This is a genomic window from Bacillus sp. JJ1474, assembly GCF_036965225.1.
Classification (GTDB): domain Bacteria; phylum Bacillota; class Bacilli; order Bacillales; family Cytobacillaceae; genus Cytobacillus.
The window spans coordinates 34941-54984 of the sequence record NZ_JBALPC010000021.1 but is presented as its reverse complement, the minus strand read 5'-3'; the positions used below and the strand labels follow the sequence as shown (position 1 = coordinate 54984).

Sequence of the window (20044 nt, the reverse complement as noted above, 5' to 3'; positions counted from 1 at the left end):
TTTGAAATGGCTTATCAAGTCATCATTCCTGCTGCAGGCCAGGGAAAAAGAATGGGAGCGGGCAGGAATAAAGTTTTATTAGAAATAGATCAACAGCCGATTTTTATTCATACATTAAGAGTTTTTGAGCTAGATGAGAATTGCGAGGGCATTTATCTTGCCATCAATCCCCAGGATGAGAATGAAATGAAGGCGCTCCTTAAGGAATATGGCATTTCAAAGGTGATAGCTTTAGCTCCTGGCGGAAAGGAAAGGCAGCATAGTATTTATAATGCCTTAAAATGTGTGAAGCAAGAGGGAATCGTTCTTGTTCACGATGCAGCAAGACCATTTATTGATAAAAAACTTCTCGACTCGTTAGTAATAGCTGCAGAGAAAAATGGGGCCGCGATACTAGCGGTCCCTGTAAAGGATACAGTAAAAAAGGCTGCCGGAAATATTGTGACTGAAACGGTAGAAAGAACCAGCTTGTGGGCTGTCCAAACCCCACAGGCTTTTCGTTTTTCTATTTTAATGAATGCTTACCAGAAGGCTGAAGCAGATCATTTTCTCGGAACCGATGATGCAAGTTTGGTGGAGCGGACTGGGCAGGATGTTATGATTGTTGAAGGAAATTATGACAATATTAAGCTGACAACGCCAGAGGATTTATATTTTGCAGAGGCCATTATTCGGAAACGAATGGGCAATCAACCATAACTATTTTTATAAAAGAGGAGACAATAAGATGTTTCGAATTGGACAAGGCTTTGATGTGCATCAATTAACGGAAGGGCGCCCGCTTATACTAGGCGGAATTGAAATTCCATATGAAAAAGGTTTATTAGGTCATTCTGATGCGGATGTACTATTACATACAGTGGCTGATGCTTGTCTAGGGGCAATCGGTGAAGGAGACATCGGAAGGCATTTTCCCGATACCGATCCTGAGTTCAAAGATGCAGATTCAGCAAAATTATTAGAACATGTGTGGAATTTAGTTAAGGAAAAAGGGTATGAGCTTGTCAATGCAGATTGTACCATCATTGCTCAAAGACCAAAAATGGCTCCATATATTGGCCAAATTAGGGAGAGAATAGCCCAATTACTAGAAACCTCTGTTGAAAACATTAACGTAAAGGCTACGACAACTGAGAAGCTAGGATTTGTCGGCAGAGGCGAGGGAATTGCTTCACAAGTTGCTGTTTTATTGCAGAAAAAGAAATGATAAAATAAATCAATAAAAAAGTAGATTTTTAGAGGAGGACATAAGTAATATGTCAAACGATATTCGTGTACGTTATGCCCCTAGTCCAACTGGACATTTACATATCGGTAATGCCCGTACAGCTTTATTCAATTATTTATTTGCTAGAAGCAAAGGCGGGAAATTTATCATCCGTATTGAAGATACTGACAAGAAACGTAATATTGAAGGCGGAGAAGAAAGTCAGTTAAAGTACTTAACATGGCTCGGGATTGATTGGGATGAAAGCGTGGATAAGGATGGCGGCTTTGGCCCTTATCGCCAATCTGAGAGAAATGATATTTATGAAAAGTATTATCATGAACTTCTTGAAAATGGTTCTGCCTATAAATGCTATTGTACGGAAGAAGAGTTAGAGGCTGAAAGAGAAGCGCAAACGGCTAAAGGAGAAACGCCAGCTTACTCCGGCAAATGCCGTCATTTGTCTCCAGAGGAGCGTACAAAGCTTGAAGCAGAAGGAAGACAGCCGAGCGTTCGCTTCTTAGTTCCACAAGGTAAAGTATATGCTTTCGATGATATGGTTAAAGGAAATGTATCCTTTGAATCAGATGGAATTGGTGATCATGTTATCGTCAAAAAAGATGGCACACCTACCTATAATTTTGCCGTAACGGTTGATGATCATTTAATGCAGATTTCCCATGTATTAAGAGGGGATGATCACATCTCCAATACACCTAAGCAATTGATGATTTATGATGCTCTCGGCTGGGAAGCTCCGGTTTTTGGACATATGACATTAATTGTCAATGAGAGCCGCAAAAAATTAAGTAAGCGTGATGAGTCCATTATCCAGTTTATCGAGCAATACGAGGAGCTAGGCTATTTGCCTGAAGCCCTATTTAACTTTATTGCCCTATTAGGATGGTCTCCATCTGGCGAGGAAGAAATTTTCTCTAAGGAGGAGTTCATTAATATTTTTGATGCTAGCCGCTTATCTAAATCACCTGCTCTTTTCGATAAACAAAAGCTGACATGGATGAACAATCAATATATGAAAACGATTGATATTGATCGTCTTGTCGCCATTTCTCAGCCACATCTTGTAAAAGCGGGCCGAATTAGTGAGAACTTGACTGAAGAGGAAACACAATGGGTGCGCAGCCTCATTTCCTTATATCAGGAAAAAATGAGCTACGGCGCTGAAATTGTAGAGATGTCAGAGATTTTCTTTAGTGATAAAACAGTTATGGATGATGAAGCGAAGGCTGTTATCGAAGAGGAACAGGTTCCAGAGGTTCTAACTGCTTTTCTACAGGAAATTGAAGGCATAAGTGAATTCAAGGCCGATGAAATTAAGGCTGCGATGAAGGCTGTGCAAAAATCTACTGGCCATAAAGGCAAGAAGCTCTTTATGCCTATCCGCGTTGCGATAACAGGCCAGACTCATGGGCCGGATCTCCCGCAGGCAATTGAGCTTTTCGGGAAAGAAAAAGTAAAAATGCGATTAATGAGTATTTTAGATTAACATATTGCCCAAAATGTAATATAGTAATAAGTAACTCAATAAATGAAAAGTGTTGAAGAGGAAAAGTAAGAATATGATGCTTTTTAGAGAGAACCATCACCGGCTGAAAGTGGTTTAAGCCTCTCATTGATCTGAAGTGCCCCTCTGAGCCTCATTTCGAACGGATTTTTCATATCTTAGCAGTATGAAATTTTCCTAATAGAAGTGAGCGGAACTAATCCGTTAACAAGTAAAAGTTGAGACATTTCGATGTCTAAACAGAGTGGAACCGCGCATAAAGCGTCTCTGTCGTAATTGACGGAGGCGTTTTTTTTATACCCAAAATACAAAAACGATATAACAATTTTGGAGGGGGGTATTATTAAAAGTCTTCGATATGAAAGCTTATCCTCACTGAAAAAAGCACCATGTACACACTCTTTTTTAACCTGTGGAAATAAAAAATTTCCCGGAAAATACTATTCGAAAAAATCTTTTTTATAAATAAATTATCGAATGAAGATTAGGGAGGGGACAAACGTGTTTAATAGGCTAAAGGAAGATATCGAAGTTATATTTGAACAGGATCCGGCTGCAAGAAGTTATTTAGAGGTAATCTTAACTTATTCAGGCCTGCATGCCATATGGGCACATCGATTAGCACACGCGCTTTTTAAAAGAAAACTCTATTTTCTTGCAAGAGTCATCTCACAAATCAGCCGCTTTTTCACAGGAATTGAAATTCATCCAGGTGCGAAAATCGGAAGAAAACTTTTCATTGACCATGGGATGGGGGTAGTCATTGGGGAGACTTGCGAAATTGGTGATAATGTAACCATTTTCCAAGGGGTAACATTAGGAGGAACCGGGAAAGAGAAAGGAAAGCGGCATCCTACTATTAAGGATAATGCCTTGATTGCTACAGGAGCAAAGGTGCTTGGATCCATTACGATCGGGGAAAATTCGAAGGTTGGAGCGGGATCTGTCGTTTTACATGAAGTGCCTCCTAATTCGACAGTAGTAGGAATACCAGGTAAAGTAAAAATCCAGGATGGTGTTCGTATTAAAAAAGATTTAAATCACAGCGACCTTCCTGATCCTATTGCAGATCGATTTAAAGAATTGGAAAAAGAAATTGCCCAACTGAGCAATGAATTAGAGGACCTTAAGAAAGAAAGGAGCCTAGTTAATGGCCATTCAAATTTATAATACACTAACAAGACAGAAAGAGCCGTTTATCCCTTTAGAGAAAGGGAAGGTAAAAATGTATGTGTGCGGTCCAACTGTTTATAATTATATTCATATAGGAAATGCAAGACCGCCAATTGTTTTTGATACGGTTAGAAGATATTTTGAGTATAGAGGTTATGATATCAAGTACATCTCTAATTTCACAGATGTTGATGATAAATTAATCCGTGCGGCGAATGAATTGGGAGAAGAAGTTCCCGTCATTGCAGAGCGCTTTATCGATGCCTATTTTTCAGATGTTTCGGCGCTTGGCTGCAAACGTGCTGACGCCCACCCGAGAGTGACTGAGAGCATGGACATTATTATTGAATTCATTGAAGCATTAATTGAAAAGGGATATGCCTATGAATCTGAAGGGGATGTCTACTACCATACCCGCAAATTTAAGGAGTATGGAAAGCTTTCTCACCAATCCATTGATGAGCTTCGGTCAGGCGCCCGCATTGCTGTAGGAGAAAAGAAGGAAGACGCTCTTGATTTTGCCCTTTGGAAGGCAGCAAAAGAAGGAGAAATTTATTGGGATAGCCCATGGGGAAAAGGTCGCCCTGGCTGGCACATAGAGTGCTCCGCGATGGCGAAAAAATATTTAGGCGAAACAATTGATATTCATGCGGGCGGACAGGATTTAGCCTTCCCTCACCATGAAAATGAAATCGCCCAATCGGAAGCAGTAAGCGGAAAAACATTTGCGCGTTATTGGATGCATAACGGCTATATTAATATCGATAATGAAAAAATGTCAAAATCACTTGGTAACTTTGTTCTTGTCCATGACATTATTAAGAATCATGATCCGCAGGTGCTTCGATTCTTCATGCTGTCCGTTCATTATCGCAACCCAATTAACTATAGTGAAGAATTACTAGAAAATACGCGTGCGGGTATAGAAAGAATTAAAACATCCTACCAAAACTTGAAGCATCGCCAAGAAACAAGTGCAGACCTAACTGAAAACAATCAAGAATGGCTAGATAAAATTGCAGCACAGCACGAAGAATTTATCAAGGCAATGGACGATGATTTTAATACAGCAAATGCCATTTCTGTTCTCTTTGAGCTTTCCAAATTAGCGAATTATTATTTAATGGAGAAAAATACCTCCCTACAAGTGATTAAGGCATTTACTAAGGAATTTGAGGATCTTTTCCAAGTGCTTGGGCTCACTTTAGATTTCCCGAAAGAGGATTTGCTCGATGAAGAGATTGAGCGTTTAATCCAGGAGCGTATTCAAGCACGTAAGGATCGAAACTTCCAATTAGCCGACCAAATCCGTGATCAGCTAAAAGACATGAACATCATTCTTGAAGATACACCTCAAGGCATTAGATGGAAAAGAGGCTAAAGAATGCTTCAATACGATCATAAAATTGATGAGAAACAGCTAAACAGCCTCGCCCTTGCTTATATGGGCGATGCTGTTTTTGAAATCTATGTCAGAAGACATCTTATCCAGCATGGGCAGGTTAGGCCAAATCAGCTGCATAGAGAGGCCACTCATTATGTGTCTGCTAAAGCTCAATCGGTCATTATTCACCAGATGCTGGATTCAGACTTTCTGACAGAAGAGGAAATTGCCGTTGTGAAAAGAGGAAGAAATGCAAAGTCCGGTTCTGTCCCGAAAAATACAGATGTTCAAACCTACCGATATAGCACGGCATTTGAAGCGTTAATTGGCTATTTACATTTATCAGGTAAAGAGGAGCGGCAGGAGGAAGTGATCTTGTCTGCTTTTCGAATAGTAGAAGAAAGGAAAGGAGGAAATTCTAAATGAGCCAAGATTTTATTATGGGAAAAAACCCTGTAATGGAAGCACTTAAATCAGGACGGGATATTAATAAAATTTTCATAGCAGAGGGGTCACAAGGAGGACAAATGCAGCAGGTAATTGGGCTTGCCAAAGCATCAAATGTATTTGTTCAATTTGTCCCGAAGAAGAAATTAGATCAGATGGCGGAAGGGAATCATCAAGGGGTTGTTGCACAGGTTGCAGCCTACCAATATGCGGAAATAGATGATCTTTTCCAAGCAGCCGAAAAAAGAAACGAGGCCCCCTTTTTCTTATTATTAGATGAAATAGAAGACCCTCATAATCTAGGGTCGATCATGAGAACAGCTGATGCAGTAGGTGCACATGGAATTATTATTCCGAAGCGGAGAGCGGTAGGTTTAACGGCGACAGTTGCTAAGGCATCGACTGGCGCGATTGAGCATATCCCTGTTGTCCGTGTGACAAATATGGCTAGAACAATCGATGAACTTAAAGAAAAAGGCGTTTGGATTGCCGGGACAGATGCCAAGGGAAGTGAAGATTACCGCCGTTTTGACGGAACATTGCCGCTTGGTCTTGTCATTGGAAGTGAAGGAAAAGGTATGGGACGATTAATCCGGGATAAATGTGATTTCTTAATCCATTTACCGATGGCAGGCCATGTGACTTCTCTGAATGCATCTGTTGCAGCAGCTCTTTTAATGTATGAGGTCTACAGGAAGCGACATCCTCTTGAGGGATAGAAATGGACATCCTACTTGTTGACGGGTATAACGTAATTGGTGCCTGGCCAGAGCTAAGAGAGCTAAAGAAAAAGGATTTAGCAGCTGCCAGAGACCGGTTAATTGAAAAAATGGCAGAGTATCAGGGGTATTCTGGATATAGGGTCATAGTCGTATTTGACGCTCATTATGTGAAGGGTACCGAGAAGAAATATAAGGATTCAAAAGTGGAAGTTATTTTTACACGGACAAATGAGACGGCTGATGAAAGAATTGAGAAACTTGCCATCAGCCTAAACAATATTAAAACCCAAGTTCATGTTGCAACCTCCGACTATACAGAGCAATGGGCAATTTTTGGACAGGGTGCGCTGCGAAAGTCCTCAAGAGAATTATTAAATGAAATGAATTCGATTGAAAGTAAAATAGAAAAAAGGGTAAAGAAGATTCAGGAAAAGCAGCCATTTTCGAAAATCCCGCTTAGCAAGGAAATGGCAGAAATTTTTGAAAAGTGGCGCAGAGGAGACCAATGAGTGGTTGACGCTGGAAAAATTCTTACTGTATAATATTTCTATCTATGCTTGGTGCGGTCGGGGGGATCTTAGTGGATACTGACTTGAAAACAATCGATGAGAATAATTTAGGGTATATGCAGCTTGAAGATGAAGAATTGATTGATTTAGTGCATAAAGGCGAGAGTGAAGCGTTAGATTATTTAATTCATAAGTATCGCAATTTTGTACGTGCCAAAGCAAGATCATATTTTTTAATTGGTGCAGATAAGGAAGATATTGTTCAAGAAGGAATGATTGGCTTATACAAGGCTATTCGTGATTTTAAAGAGGACAAGCTATCTTCGTTTAAAGCGTTTGCAGAGCTGTGCATTACTAGACAAATTATCACAGCCATCAAAACCGCTACAAGGCAGAAGCACATTCCGCTGAACTCATACGTGTCATTGGACAAGCCGATTTATGATGAAGAATCAGATCGAACGTTAATGGATGTTATTTCTGGTGCAAAGGTAATGGATCCTGAGGAATTAATCATTAATCAGGAAGAGTTTGATCATATTGAGGTCAAAATGTCCGAGCTGCTTAGTGATCTTGAAAGAAAAGTACTTTCCCTTTATTTGGATGGACAATCTTATCAAGAAATTTCGGAAGAATTAAACCGTCATGTGAAATCAATAGACAACGCTCTGCAAAGGGTGAAACGAAAGCTTGAGCGGTATTTGGAGGTCCGAGAAATTACTTTATAGAGCGGATGGGAACAAGCAGATCACTCAATCTCCACTTTCCCTGTTATTGACATCGTTTATGGTCCGTGATAAAGTTTTAAGGACGTAAATGTATTTTAGTAGGTGGAATGATGAGAAAAAAAGTAGTACTAGCATGCAAAGAGTGCGGATCCAGAAATTATTCAACAATGAATAATAAAGACTCCGAGCGCCTAGAGCTTAAGAAGTATTGTAAAACATGCAGCAATCATACCATTCATAGAGAAACAAAGTAAGTAATTATTGTCGAATTTTATATATGTATTTTTCTAAATTTCATAAACTTCTTATTCACTAGAATAATCGTAATTTGATTTTTCGATTGTTTAAATTCATTATGAAATTTACTTAGATTATAAGTAAGTTGGGGGTTACAATATGCAGCGCATCTTGAATTTTTTCCGTGATATTGGACGTGAAATGAAAAAGGTCAGTTGGCCAAAGCGCAAAGAACTGACTGGCTATACTGTAACAGTCCTAGCAACTGTTGCGTTTTTTGCAGTGTTCTTCGCAGTGGTTGACTTAGGTATTTCTGAATTGATTCGATTAATTCTTGAATAACCCCTGTATATCCATGGTATAATGGTGAATAGCACAGGAAACATTTGCAAAGCCCGGTAACGGGTTTTTTATTTGGTTAAAAAATGTTTTATATAGGCAGTTTTTTACGAAAATAGTCAAACCTATTTAATGATACAGGGAGGGAAGGACGATTTAGTCCCCTTGAATGGAAAAGAATTGGTATGTTGTTCATACGTATTCCGGTTACGAAAATAAAGTAAAGGCAAACCTGGAGAAACGCGTAGAATCTATGGGAATGCAAGATAAAATCTTCCGGGTTATCGTTCCGGAAGAAGAAGAAACTGATTTCAAAAACGGCAAAAAGAAAGTAGTAAAGCGTAAAGTTTTTCCAGGCTATGTACTTGTAGAAATTGTGATGACAGATGATTCATGGTACGTAGTTCGGAATACACCAGGCGTTACGGGCTTTGTCGGATCAGCAGGTCACGGCTCTAAACCGACACCGCTATTGCCTGAAGAAGTTAATGTAATCTTGAAGCGTATGGGTGTTGAAGAAAGACGAGTAGAAATTAACTTTGAAATCGGAGAAATGGTTCAAGTGAAAGAGGGACCATTCGCCAACTTTACAGGATCGATTGAAGATATTGACAGAGACAAAGCGAAAATTAAAGTCCTTGTTAATATGTTTGGCCGTGACACGCCGGTTGAGTTGGATTTTTCTCAAATAGAGAAACTATAATTTGAAAAAAACTTGAAATTAGCTTTGAAAAGTGATAATATTTCAAAGGTCAGTATGTCTCAGGTTTAGAGACCGGACTATTGTTATGTTCTTTATCTTGATATAAAGACTATAAGTTGAGTGGGAGGGGACCCTAACAGTCACTAAGGCCCCATTTACCACATCACGGACTTTAAGGAGGTGTGTCTCGTGGCTAAAAAAGTAATCAAACTTGTAAAATTACAAATTCCAGCAGGTAAAGCAAACCCTGCACCGCCAGTAGGACCTGCACTAGGTCAAGCGGGTGTTAATATCATGGGATTCTGTAAAGAATTTAACGCACGTACAGCTGAACAAGCTGGCCTAATCATTCCTGTTGAAATTACGGTTTTTGAAGACCGTTCATTTACATTTATTACGAAAACTCCTCCTGCTGCCGTTCTTCTAAAAGTAGCAGCTGGAATTCAGTCTGGTTCTGGTGAACCAAACCGTAATAAAGTAGCAACAGTCAAGCGTGACAAGGTACGCGAGATTGCTGAAACAAAAATGCCTGACCTAAACGCTGCTAGCGTAGAAGCTGCAATGCTTATGGTTGAAGGTACTGCACGCAGCATGGGTATCGTTATCGAAGACTAATCCATGCTTAGAGTTTTAGGCTGTTCAATGGGGTTGCGTTGCTGAGCTTGGTTTCACACGCAACCTTTGTTCTGTCTAAGGCTTTGTGCTTTTCTGATGTCTAGCTCTGGCGCTGCTAAAGGCGCCTGCGCTTTTCAAAGTGGGAGGTTATTCCGCTAAAACCACAATCTAGGAGGAAAATACAATGGCTAAAAAAGGCAAAAAGTTTTTAGAAGCTTCTAAGCTTGTAGACCGTATGAAGGCTTATCCAATCGAAGAAGCGATTGATCTTGCAAAGAAAACAAACTTTACTAAGTTTGATGCGACTGTAGAAGTTGCTTTCCGCTTAGGAATTGACCCTAAGAAAGCTGACCAGAATATTCGTGGAGCGGTTGTGCTTCCAAACGGTACTGGTAAAACTCAACGCGTTTTAGTATTCGCAAAGGGTGAAAAAGCGAAGGAAGCAGAAGCTGCTGGAGCAGATTATGTAGGCGATGCAGAGTACATCAACAAAATCAGCCAAGGCTGGTTTGATTTCGATGTAATCGTTGCGACACCTGACATGATGGGTGAAGTTGGTAAGCTTGGTCGTGTGTTAGGACCAAAAGGCTTAATGCCAAACCCTAAAACTGGTACAGTTACATTTGATGTGGAAAAAGCTGTTAACGAAATTAAAGCAGGTAAAGTAGAATACCGCACTGATAAAGCTGGTAACATCCATGTTCCTATCGGTAAAGTTTCTTTCGAAAACGAAAAGCTTATCGAAAACTTCAACACAATTTTCGAAACAATGCTTAAAGTTAAACCATCTGCTGCAAAAGGTACTTACATGAAGAACGTATCTGTTACTTCAACTATGGGACCTGGCGTTAAAGTAGATCCTTCAACTGTTACAGTTAAGTAATTATTGGAAATTAACTTACAAGATTGACAAACAAAATTACATTTAGTAATATGTATTTTGTTGTTAAATATAATACCATTTGTACCGTAGACAGCAGGTGCTTCTTGCTTAATATCCTGCCGAGGTCATACGATAGATTATTGTTTTGCCTATTGTATACTCCCTCCATGTCTGCTTGATGTGGAGGTTTTTTATTGAACGGTATAAGTGCAGAAATTTCTACAGGAGGTGTAAAGATGAGCAGTGCTATCGAACAAAAGAAACAAACTGTCGAAGAAATTGCTGACAAACTAAAGGCTAGTGTATCAACAGTTGTTGTTGACTACCGCGGTCTATCTGTTGCTCAAGTAACTGAACTTCGTAAACAGCTTCGTGAAGCTGGTGTTGAATTCAAAGTATACAAAAATACTTTAACACGCCGTGCTGCAGAAGTTGCCGAACTAGCTGCTTTAAACGAAGTATTAACTGGTCCTAATGCGGTTGCATTCAGTACTGAAGATGTAATTGCTCCAGCAAAAATCATCAATGACTTCGCTAAAAAGAATGAAGCACTTGAAATTAAAGCAGGTGTAATTGAAGGAAACGTTGCATCAGCAGAAGAAATTAAGGCTCTTGCAGAACTACCATCTCGCGAAGGCTTACTATCTATGCTACTCAGCGTGCTTCAAGCACCTATCCGCAATCTTGCTCTTGCTGCAAAAGCTGTTGCAGACCAAAAAGAAGAACAAGGCGCGTAAGTTGAATTTTTTAACGATAAACACATCGGTTTAAACCAAATATAAGGAGGAAACATTATCATGACTAAAGAACAAATCATTGAAGCAGTAAAATCTATGACTGTTTTAGAATTAAACGACTTAGTAAAAGCTATTGAAGAAGAATTTGGTGTAACTGCTGCAGCTCCTGTAGCTGTTATGGGTGGTGCTGCTGGTGCTGCTGAGGAAGAAAAAACTGATTTTGATGTAATCCTTGCTTCTGCAGGCGATCAAAAAATCAAAGTTATCAAAGTTGTTCGTGAAATCACAGGTCTTGGACTTAAAGAAGCAAAAGAACTTGTTGACAACACTCCAAAAGCAATCAAAGAAGGCGCTTCTAAAGAAGAAGCTGAAGAAATCAAAGCTAAACTTGAAGAAGTTGGAGCTGGCGTTGAAGTTAAGTAATATAGAAAAAGAAAAGCTCGCTGTATAGCGGGCTTTTTTTAACCTCTCATTATTTCTACAGCCAAATCCCCGTTGGAGGTGACGATATCGTGTCAGAACATTACTATTCCAAAACACAAAGTACAGAAAGTAATCCTAAATATTGGAGCTTTACTTTAAAGGAGCATTCATTTCGTTTTAAGACGGATAATGGAGTTTTCTCAAAAAGCGAAGTTGATTTTGGATCCAGGCTGCTAATCGAAATGTTCGAACAGCCAGGTATTGAAGGGAACATCCTTGATGTTGGCTGTGGATATGGACCGATTGGACTTTCAGCAGCGAAGCTTATGGAGGACCGCCTTGTCCATATGGTGGATGTTAATTCAAGGGCGTTAGCACTCGCTCGTGAAAATGCGGAGTTAAATCAAATTAAAAATGTATGTATTTATGAAAGTGATCGCCTTGAAAATGTTAAGGCTGACAAGTTTGCGGCGGTATTAACGAATCCTCCAATTCGGGCGGGCAAAAAAGTTGTTCATGATATTTTTGAGCAAAGCTATCATAAATTACAGAAAGGCGGAGATCTCTGGGTAGTGATACAAAAAAAGCAGGGAGCCCCGTCAGCTATTGAAAAGCTATCAGAGTTTTTTAGTGAAATAGAAACGGTAGAAAAGAAAAAAGGCTATTATATTTTGCGGGCAAAAAAAGATTGACTTGACTTTTTGCGTATGTTAGCATTATATAATGCCAACATAATACGTTCCGATTATTTACTAAAATACACAAAAGTTGTATAATTTTGGTTTTTAATGGGAAAGATAATAAAATATTGTCGTTATGTGAAAATGTGGTTTTTTGAACTAAAAACCCTTTTTTCTTTTTGTCATGGGTGAATTAATGATGGTTGTTGATTTGGTTATTTATGTGCATGTTAACGAGTTTTATTCGAGACGAAAACATTCGAGAACATGTTGGAAATGGCTTTTTACAGGTCAACGATATTATTTAACATATCCTTTGTCTTAAGATAGGACAGTTGTTCTATTTGAGAATATTATTGCCATTAAGCTTGATTTGAGGGGTGAATCAGTTGATAGGTCAACTTGTTCAGTATGGACGACACCGCCAACGTAGGAGTTACGCGCGAATCAGTGAAGTTTTAGAATTACCAAATCTAATCGAAATCCAAACCTCTTCTTATCAATGGTTTCTTGATGAGGGTTTACGTGAAATGTTCCAGGACATTTCGCCGATTGAAGACTTTACTGGTAATTTATCGCTTGAATTTATTGATTACAGCCTTGGCGATCCAAAGTATTCCGTTGAGGAATCGAAAGAACGAGATGTTACATACTCTGCACCGTTACGTGTAAAGGTACGTCTTGTAAACAAAGAAACAGGCGAAGTTAAAGACCAGGATGTTTTTATGGGTGACTTCCCGCTTATGACGGAAACAGGTACATTTGTGATCAATGGAGCTGAACGTGTAATCGTATCTCAGCTTGTTCGTTCACCGAGTGTATATTATAGTGGAAAATTAGATAAAAACGGGAAGAAAGGCTTTACGGCAACTGTCATCCCGAACCGCGGCGCTTGGCTTGAGTATGAAACAGATGCCAAGGATGTCGTGTACGTTAGAATAGATCGTACTCGGAAACTGCCCGTTACGGTTCTTTTGCGTGCCCTTGGGTTCGGTTCTGATCAAGAAATCATCGATTTGATTGGAGACAATGAATACATTCGCAACACGCTAGAGAAAGACAATACAGAAGGTACAGATAAGGCGTTATTAGAAATTTACGAACGCCTTCGTCCTGGCGAACCTCCAACTGTAGATAATGCGAAAAGTTTATTAGTTTCAAGGTTTTTCGACCCTAAGCGTTATGATTTAGCAAACGTAGGAAGATACAAGATTAATAAAAAGCTTCATATAAAAAATAGATTGTTCGGGCAAAAATTAGCTGAAACGCTAGTTGATCCGGAAACAGGCGAAATTATTGCTGAAAAAGGTGTAACTCTTGATAGGCGTACACTTGACCGCATTCTGCCAAACCTTGAAAAAGATATTGGTTTCAAGACAGTTAGCCTTGTTGGTGGTGTACTTGATGAGGATATCACGCTTCAGTCTATTAAAATTTATGCACCTAACGAAGATGGCGAAAAGGTTATTAATGTAATTGGGAACGCGTATGTTGAAGAGGCAGTAAAGAATATATCACCTTCAGATATCATTGCTTCTATCAGCTACTTCTTTAACCTATTGCATTCTGTAGGGGATACAGATGACATTGATCATCTTGGAAATCGACGTTTGCGTTCTGTTGGTGAGCTTTTACAAAACCAGTTCCGTATTGGTCTTTCCAGAATGGAACGTGTGGTTCGTGAAAGAATGTCCATTCAAGATACAAACACGATCACTCCGCAGCAATTAATTAATATTCGCCCTGTCATTGCATCTATTAAAGAGTTCTTCGGAAGCTCACAGTTATCTCAATTCATGGATCAGACAAATCCGCTTGCAGAATTAACGCATAAACGCCGTTTATCTGCGCTTGGACCAGGTGGATTAACTCGTGAACGCGCCGGCTTTGAAGTGCGTGACGTTCACTATTCCCACTATGGCCGTATGTGTCCGATTGAGACTCCTGAGGGACCGAATATTGGATTGATTAACTCATTATCATCATTTGCAAAGGTGAACAGATTCGGCTTTATTGAAACGCCTTATCGTCGTGTTGACCCTGAAACAGGCAAAGTAACAGACCGTATTGATTATTTAACGGCTGATGAAGAAGATAACTATGTAGTAGCCCAGGCCAATGTGCTTCTTGCTGATGACGGTTCCTTCCTTGAAGAGGAAGTTGTAGCACGTTTCAAAGGTGAAAACACAGTTGTCCCTCGTGATCGTGCCGACTACATGGATGTATCACCAAAGCAGGTTGTATCTGCTGCTACAGCGTGTATTCCGTTCTTAGAAAATGATGACTCCAACCGTGCACTAATGGGTGCAAACATGCAACGTCAAGCTGTACCTTTGATGCAGCCAGAAGCTCCAAGAGTTGGAACAGGTATGGAATATGTATCTGGAAAAGACTCCGGTGCTGCGGTCATTTGTAAGCACGAAGGAATCGTTGAACATGTTGAAGCCCGCGAAGTATGGGTTCGCAGAATTGTTAATGTAGATGGCCAAGAAGTAAAAGGCGATCTTGATAAATATAGAATGCTGAAATTCATCCGTTCCAACCAAGGAACTTGCTACAACCAGCGTCCAATCGTTGCTGTTGGCAACCGTGTTACGAAGGGTGAAATCTTAGCCGACGGTCCTTCCATGGAGCTTGGGGAATTAGCACTTGGGCGTAATGTCCTAGTTGCCTTCATGACATGGGATGGATATAACTATGAGGATGCCATCATTATGAGTGAGCGTCTCGTGAAAGATGATGTTTACACCTCTATCCATATTGAGGAGTATGAATCAGAATCTCGTGATACGAAGCTCGGACCTGAAGAAATTACTCGTGATATTCCAAACGTTGGGGAGGATGCTCTTCGCAATCTGGATGAAAGAGGAATTATTCGTACAGGTGCTGAGGTTAAGGATGGCGATTTGCTAGTAGGTAAGGTAACCCCTAAGGGTGTAACAGAACTTACTGCGGAAGAAAGATTATTACATGCTATCTTTGGTGAAAAGGCTCGAGAAGTCCGTGATACTTCCCTTCGTGTTCCACACGGCGGCGGCGGAATCGTTCTGGATGTTAAAGTCTTTAATCGAGAAGATGGAGATGAGTTGCCCCCAGGCGTAAATCAACTCGTGCGTGTTTACATTGTTCAAAAGCGTAAAATCTCCGAAGGGGATAAGATGGCCGGACGACATGGTAACAAAGGGGTTATCTCTAGAATTTTACCAGAAGAAGATATGCCTTATATGCCGGACGGAACACCTGTTGATATTATGTTAAACCCATTAGGGGTACCATCACGTATGAACATTGGACAGGTGCTTGAGCTGCATCTTGGTATGGCTGCCAGATCTTTGGGCATCCACGTTGCTTCTCCTGTATTTGATGGTGCAACTGAAGAAGATGTTTGGGCAACTATTGAAGAGGCTGGAATGGCGCGTGATGCGAAAACAGTCCTATATGATGGACGTTCAGGAGAGCCTTTTGACAACCGGGTATCTGTTGGTGTCATGTATATGATTAAACTTGCTCACATGGTTGATGATAAACTTCATGCTCGTTCGACAGGTCCATACTCTCTTGTTACACAGCAGCCTTTGGGCGGTAAAGCTCAATTTGGCGGACAGCGTTTCGGAGAGATGGAAGTATGGGCGCTTGAAGCGTATGGCGCTGCTTATACATTGCAGGAAATCTTAACGGTTAAATCGGATGATGTTGTAGGACGTGTGAAAACGTATGAAGCCATCGTCAAAGGCGAAAACGTTCCAGAGCCTGGAGTACCTGAGTCATTTAAAGTATTAATTAAAGAACTTCAAAGTCTAGGTATGGATGTTAAGATTCTTTCAGGTGATGAGAAAGAAATTGAAATGCGTGATACGGAGGATGAGGAGGATATGCAGCAAGCTGAATCCTTCACAATTGCTCCTGAACCGCAAAACTCAGAAGCTGAAGAAGTTGTTACTAAAGAGTAGGTTACGGATAAAATTTAATATTAGTTCACAGCCTTCGCATATTTAAGCGGGGCTGATGAACATTATCATTGCACCCCAATTGCTTTTTATGGGCAAAATGGGCATAGCCCGGAGATAAAAAGGGAGGTAGGCCCCTTGATAGATGTAAACAATTTTGAGTATATGAAAATCGGCCTTGCTTCACCAGATAAGATCCGTTCGTGGTCACATGGTGAGGTAAAAAAGCCTGAAACGATTAACTATCGTACGTTAAAACCTGAAAAAGACGGTTTATTCTGTGAACGAATTTTCGGACCAACAAAGGACTGGGAATGTCATTGCGGAAAATACAAACGTGTACGCTATAAAGGTGTAGTTTGTGACCGATGCGGCGTTGAGGTTACGCGTGCAAAGGTGCGTCGTGAAAGAATGGGTCATATTGAGCTTGCTGCTCCTGTTTCCCACATCTGGTATTTCAAAGGAATCCCAAGCAGAATGGGACTTGTTCTTGATATGTCTCCGCGTGCTTTGGAAGAAGTCATTTACTTTGCGTCTTACGTAGTGACTGATGCAGGTGACACGGCCCTCGAGAGAAAGCAATTGCTTTCGGAAAAGGAATACCGGGCATATCGTGAAAAATACGGAAATAAGTTTCAAGCTTCTATGGGTGCTGAATCCATTAAAAAACTTCTTTCAGATATTGATTTAAATAAAGAAGTTGACATTTTAAAAGATGAGCTAAGAACCGCACAAGGACAGCGAAGAACACGTGCTATTAAGCGTTTAGAAGTATTGGAAGCTTTCCGTGGTTCAGGCAATGAGCCATCTTGGATGATCCTTGATGTACTCCCTGTTATCCCGCCGGAGCTTCGTCCGATGGTTCAGCTTGATGGCGGCCGTTTCGCTACATCTGACCTAAATGATTTATACCGTCGTGTGATTAATAGAAATAATCGTCTAAAACGTTTATTGGATCTTGGTGCGCCTAGTATCATTGTTCAAAACGAAAAGCGTATGCTCCAAGAAGCCGTAGATGCTTTAATTGATAATGGCCGCCGTGGCAGACCTGTTACAGGACCTGGTAACCGTCCATTAAAATCACTATCTCACATGTTAAAAGGTAAGCAGGGACGCTTCCGTCAAAACCTATTAGGAAAACGTGTTGACTACTCTGGCCGTTCGGTTATCGTTGTAGGACCTAACTTAAAGATGTATCAGTGCGGACTTCCGAAAGAAATGGCATTAGAGTTATTTAAGCCATTCGTTATGAAAGAGTTAGTCGAAAAGGGCTTATCTCATAATATTAAATCGGCCAAACGCAAAATTGAACGTGTTCAGCCAGAGGTTTGGGATGTTTTAGAAAGTGTTATTAAAGAACATCCAGTTCTTCTGAACCGTGCCCCTACTCTTCATAGATTAGGAATTCAAGCGTTTGAACCAACATTAGTTGAAGGCCGTGCTATTCGTCTTCATCCGCTCGTTTGTACAGCCTATAACGCTGACTTCGATGGTGACCAAATGGCGGTTCACGTTCCACTTTCATCAGAAGCACAAGCTGAAGCACGTCTGTTAATGCTTGCAGCTCAAAACATTTTGAATCCGAAAGATGGAAAACCAGTTGTAACTCCTTCTCAGGACATGGTATTAGGAAACTACTACTTGACTCTTGAAAGAGATGGCGCAGTTGGAGAAGGGATGATTTTTAAGGATGTAAATGAAGCGTTGCTCGCGTATCAGAATGGATATGTCCACCTGCATACACGTGTGGCAGTTCATGCTGGATCCTTGAAAAATCCAACATTTACACCGGAGCAAAATCAGAAGCTCCTTGTTACAACAGTAGGAAAGCTAATCTTCAATGAAATTTTGCCGGCATCCTTCCCTTATATAAACGAGCCTACTAGACAAAATTTAGAGGAGGAAACTCCAGCTAAATATTTTGTAGAAAGAGGTCAGGAAGTACTTTCGGTTATTCGTGAAATGCCGCTAGTAGATCCGTTTAAGAAGAAGATTCTTGGTAATATTATTGCTGAAGTTTTCAAACGCTATAAAATTACTGAAACATCAAAAATGCTTGACCGCATGAAGGATCTTGGATTTAAGCACTCTACAAAAGCAGGTATTACAGTTGGTGTTTCTGACATCGTGGTACTTGGCGAGAAGGAACTGATTATCCAAGAGGCACAAACAAAAGTTGATAATGTTATGAAGCAGTTTAGACGCGGTCTCATAACAGAAGATGAGCGTTATGATCGTGTTATCTCCATTTGGAGTGCTGCAAAAGACACCATTCAAGAGAAATTGATGAAGTCACTTGATAAATCAAACCCTATCTTTATGATGAGTGATTCCGGCGCCCGTGGTAACGCATCTAACTTTACTCAGTTAGCAGGTATGCGCGGACTGATGGCGAACCCGGCCGGTAGAATTATCGAGTTACCAATTAGATCAAGTTTCCGTGAAGGCTTAACAGTATTGGAATACTTTATTTCTACTCACGGTGCTCGTAAAGGTCTAGCCGACACAGCGTTAAAAACAGCGGACTCAGGTTATTTAACACGTCGTCTAGTAGACGTTGCTCAAGATGTCATTGTTCGTGAAGATGATTGTGGTACGGATAGAGGCTTACTAATTAGTGCGTTGAAAGATGGCACTGAAGTGATTGAAACTTTGGAAGAACGTCTAATTGGCCGACATGCGAGAAAGGCTATTAAACATCCGGAAACTAAAGAAGTAATCGTACCTGAAAATGGTCTAATTACGGAAGATCTTGCTCAAGAGGTTACAGAAGCGAACATAGAACAAGTTTGGATCCGTTCAGCATTTACTTGTAACACGCGCCACGGCGTATGTAAGAAATGCTATGGCCGCAATCTAGCAACTGGTCAAGAGGTTGAAGTTGGTGAGGCAGTAGGTATTATCGCTGCTCAATCTATCGGTGAGCCTGGAACACAGTTAACGATGCGTACATTCCATACAGGTGGAGTTGCGGGAGACGATATTACACAAGGTTTGCCGCGTATCCAAGAATTGTTTGAAGCACGTAATCCTAAAGGGGTAGCTGTTATTTCCGAAATTGAAGGAATTGTAGTAGGGATTAATGAAGGCAGAGACCGTCAGCATGAGATTGTTGTCCAAGGTGAAGTAGAATCCCGCACATACTCAGCGCCATATACAGCACGACTTAAAGTAGCGGTGAATGACCAGGTAGAACGCGGACAGGAATTAACGGAAGGTTCGATTGATCCGAAGGAATTAATCAGAGTGAAGGACGTTACGGCTGTTCAAGAATACTTATTACGCGAAGTACAGAAGGTTTATCGTATGCAAGGGGTTGAAATTGGTGACAAGCACATCGAAGTAATGGTTCGCCAGATGCTTCGTAAGGTACGTGTCATTGATGCAGCTGAAACAGATGTATTGCCAGGGACACTTCTTGACATACATCAGTTTACAGATGCTAATGAGAAAGCCCTTCTTGCTGGTAAGCTTCCTGCAACAGGACGTCCAGTGTTACTAGGTATCACGAAAGCATCACTTGAAACAGATTCGTTCCTATCTGCTGCATCATTCCAGGAAACAACTAGAGTTCTTACAGATGCGGCGATTAAAGGAAAACGTGATGAACTACTGGGATTAAAGGAAAATGTTATCATTGGTAAGTTAGTCCCAGCTGGAACTGGAATGCAGCGTTATCGCAGAGCTGAGCCTTACACAAAGGAAGAGGCGGCTGAGGATGCAGTTCCTGTAGAATAAATTCAGATGATCGGTGCTGGCTAAATCGCTTGGCCAGTACCGTTTTT

General features: G+C 40.6%; 19 protein-coding genes and 2 other annotated features. All 19 genes read left to right on the top strand.

Annotated elements, in window-relative coordinates:
• Positions 1–6 precede the first annotated feature (6 nt).
• The 19 genes from ispD to rpoC all read left to right on the top strand — a co-directional run bounded on the left by ispD (position 7) and on the right by rpoC (position 19997).
• Positions 7–699, top strand: a complete 693-nt coding sequence (gene ispD / locus V7164_RS03485; protein ID WP_335346147.1) for a 2-C-methyl-D-erythritol 4-phosphate cytidylyltransferase — start codon at positions 7–9, stop codon at positions 697–699.
• A gap of 28 nt (positions 700–727) precedes the next feature.
• Positions 728–1207 carry a 2-C-methyl-D-erythritol 2,4-cyclodiphosphate synthase gene (ispF, locus tag V7164_RS03480; RefSeq protein WP_335346148.1) on the top strand — a complete coding sequence of 160 codons (480 nt, stop codon included), beginning with the start codon at positions 728–730 and terminating at the stop codon, positions 1205–1207.
• Positions 1208–1256: 49 nt separating this feature from the next.
• Complete coding sequence (gene gltX / locus V7164_RS03475) at positions 1257–2714, top strand: glutamate--tRNA ligase (RefSeq protein WP_335346149.1); 1458 nt, start codon at positions 1257–1259, stop codon at positions 2712–2714.
• 43 nt (positions 2715–2757) lie between these two features.
• Positions 2758–3004, top strand: a binding site (T-box leader).
• A 229-nt stretch (positions 3005–3233) separates the two neighbouring features.
• Entirely contained in the window at positions 3234–3902 is a 669-nt protein-coding gene (cysE, locus tag V7164_RS03470; RefSeq protein WP_335353385.1) for a serine O-acetyltransferase, read from the top strand.
• Positions 3883–5286 carry a cysteine--tRNA ligase gene (cysS, locus tag V7164_RS03465; RefSeq protein WP_335346151.1) on the top strand — a complete coding sequence of 468 codons (1404 nt, stop codon included), beginning with the start codon at positions 3883–3885 and terminating at the stop codon, positions 5284–5286. The genes cysE and cysS overlap by 20 nt, the downstream gene beginning before the upstream one ends.
• Positions 5287–5289: 3 nt before the next feature.
• The gene (locus V7164_RS03460) at positions 5290–5715 is read left to right on the top strand and encodes a Mini-ribonuclease 3 (protein WP_335346152.1); all 426 of its coding nucleotides are present in this window, start codon (positions 5290–5292) and stop codon (positions 5713–5715) included.
• Positions 5712–6455, top strand: coding sequence for a 23S rRNA (guanosine(2251)-2'-O)-methyltransferase RlmB (gene rlmB, locus V7164_RS03455; protein ID WP_335346153.1), 744 nt, complete (start codon positions 5712–5714; stop codon positions 6453–6455). The genes V7164_RS03460 and rlmB overlap by 4 nt, the downstream gene beginning before the upstream one ends.
• Before the next feature lie 2 nt (positions 6456–6457).
• Positions 6458–6967 (top strand): NYN domain-containing protein, encoded by a 510-nt coding sequence (locus V7164_RS03450; protein WP_150929534.1) that lies wholly within the window; start codon positions 6458–6460, stop codon positions 6965–6967.
• A gap of 116 nt (positions 6968–7083) precedes the next feature.
• Complete coding sequence (gene sigH, locus V7164_RS03445; RefSeq protein ID WP_231735073.1) at positions 7084–7695, top strand: RNA polymerase sporulation sigma factor SigH; 612 nt, start codon at positions 7084–7086, stop codon at positions 7693–7695.
• A gap of 110 nt (positions 7696–7805) precedes the next feature.
• The gene (gene rpmG / locus V7164_RS03440) at positions 7806–7949 is read left to right on the top strand and encodes a 50S ribosomal protein L33 (RefSeq protein WP_315668897.1); all 144 of its coding nucleotides are present in this window, start codon (positions 7806–7808) and stop codon (positions 7947–7949) included.
• A 142-nt stretch (positions 7950–8091) separates the two neighbouring features.
• Entirely contained in the window at positions 8092–8274 is a 183-nt protein-coding gene (gene secE / locus V7164_RS03435) for a preprotein translocase subunit SecE (protein ID WP_066301592.1), read from the top strand.
• A 166-nt stretch (positions 8275–8440) separates the two neighbouring features.
• A complete protein-coding gene (nusG, locus tag V7164_RS03430; RefSeq protein ID WP_315666859.1) occupies positions 8441–8974 on the top strand; it encodes a transcription termination/antitermination protein NusG in 534 nt (177 codons plus the stop codon).
• A 189-nt stretch (positions 8975–9163) separates the two neighbouring features.
• Positions 9164–9589 (top strand): 50S ribosomal protein L11, encoded by a 426-nt coding sequence (gene rplK / locus V7164_RS03425; RefSeq protein ID WP_066301589.1) that lies wholly within the window; start codon positions 9164–9166, stop codon positions 9587–9589.
• Between the two features lie 184 nt (positions 9590–9773).
• Positions 9774–10472 (top strand): 50S ribosomal protein L1, encoded by a 699-nt coding sequence (gene rplA / locus V7164_RS03420; RefSeq protein ID WP_335346154.1) that lies wholly within the window; start codon positions 9774–9776, stop codon positions 10470–10472.
• A 66-nt stretch (positions 10473–10538) separates the two neighbouring features.
• Positions 10539–10674: a sequence feature (ribosomal protein L10 leader region), on the top strand.
• Between the two features lie 34 nt (positions 10675–10708).
• Entirely contained in the window at positions 10709–11209 is a 501-nt protein-coding gene (rplJ, locus tag V7164_RS03415) for a 50S ribosomal protein L10 (RefSeq protein ID WP_335346164.1), read from the top strand.
• Positions 11210–11269: 60 nt separating this feature from the next.
• Entirely contained in the window at positions 11270–11632 is a 363-nt protein-coding gene (gene rplL, locus V7164_RS03410; protein WP_335346155.1) for a 50S ribosomal protein L7/L12, read from the top strand.
• Between the two features lie 89 nt (positions 11633–11721).
• Positions 11722–12324: a class I SAM-dependent methyltransferase gene (locus V7164_RS03405; RefSeq protein WP_335346156.1), complete on the top strand. Its 603-nt coding sequence runs from the start codon at positions 11722–11724 to the stop codon at positions 12322–12324.
• 377 nt (positions 12325–12701) lie between these two features.
• Positions 12702–16262 (top strand): DNA-directed RNA polymerase subunit beta, encoded by a 3561-nt coding sequence (gene rpoB, locus V7164_RS03400; RefSeq protein ID WP_335353384.1) that lies wholly within the window; start codon positions 12702–12704, stop codon positions 16260–16262.
• Between the two features lie 135 nt (positions 16263–16397).
• Positions 16398–19997: a DNA-directed RNA polymerase subunit beta' gene (rpoC, locus tag V7164_RS03395; protein ID WP_335346157.1), complete on the top strand. Its 3600-nt coding sequence runs from the start codon at positions 16398–16400 to the stop codon at positions 19995–19997.
• Positions 19998–20044: the final 47 nt, after the last annotated feature.

Bases quoted from the DNA above. Each gene is read 5' to 3' on its own strand.
- rlmB (WP_335346153.1), top strand. From the start codon at position 5,712: ATGAGCCAAGATTTTATTATGGGAAAAAACCCTGTAATGGAAGCACTT.
- ispD (WP_335346147.1), top strand. From the start codon at position 7: ATGGCTTATCAAGTCATCATTCCTGCTGCAGGCCAGGGAAAAAGAATG.
- V7164_RS03450 (WP_150929534.1), top strand. From the start codon at position 6,458: ATGGACATCCTACTTGTTGACGGGTATAACGTAATTGGTGCCTGGCCA.
- ispF (WP_335346148.1), top strand. From the start codon at position 728: ATGTTTCGAATTGGACAAGGCTTTGATGTGCATCAATTAACGGAAGGG.
- rpmG (WP_315668897.1), top strand. From the start codon at position 7,806: ATGAGAAAAAAAGTAGTACTAGCATGCAAAGAGTGCGGATCCAGAAAT.
- sigH (WP_231735073.1), top strand. From the start codon at position 7,084: ATGCAGCTTGAAGATGAAGAATTGATTGATTTAGTGCATAAAGGCGAG.
- nusG (WP_315666859.1), top strand. From the start codon at position 8,441: ATGGAAAAGAATTGGTATGTTGTTCATACGTATTCCGGTTACGAAAAT.
- rplL (WP_335346155.1), top strand. From the start codon at position 11,270: ATGACTAAAGAACAAATCATTGAAGCAGTAAAATCTATGACTGTTTTA.
- rplJ (WP_335346164.1), top strand. From the start codon at position 10,709: ATGAGCAGTGCTATCGAACAAAAGAAACAAACTGTCGAAGAAATTGCT.
- V7164_RS03460 (WP_335346152.1), top strand. From the start codon at position 5,290: ATGCTTCAATACGATCATAAAATTGATGAGAAACAGCTAAACAGCCTC.
- rplA (WP_335346154.1), top strand. From the start codon at position 9,774: ATGGCTAAAAAAGGCAAAAAGTTTTTAGAAGCTTCTAAGCTTGTAGAC.
- cysS (WP_335346151.1), top strand. From the start codon at position 3,883: ATGGCCATTCAAATTTATAATACACTAACAAGACAGAAAGAGCCGTTT.
- gltX (WP_335346149.1), top strand. From the start codon at position 1,257: ATGTCAAACGATATTCGTGTACGTTATGCCCCTAGTCCAACTGGACAT.
- secE (WP_066301592.1), top strand. From the start codon at position 8,092: ATGCAGCGCATCTTGAATTTTTTCCGTGATATTGGACGTGAAATGAAA.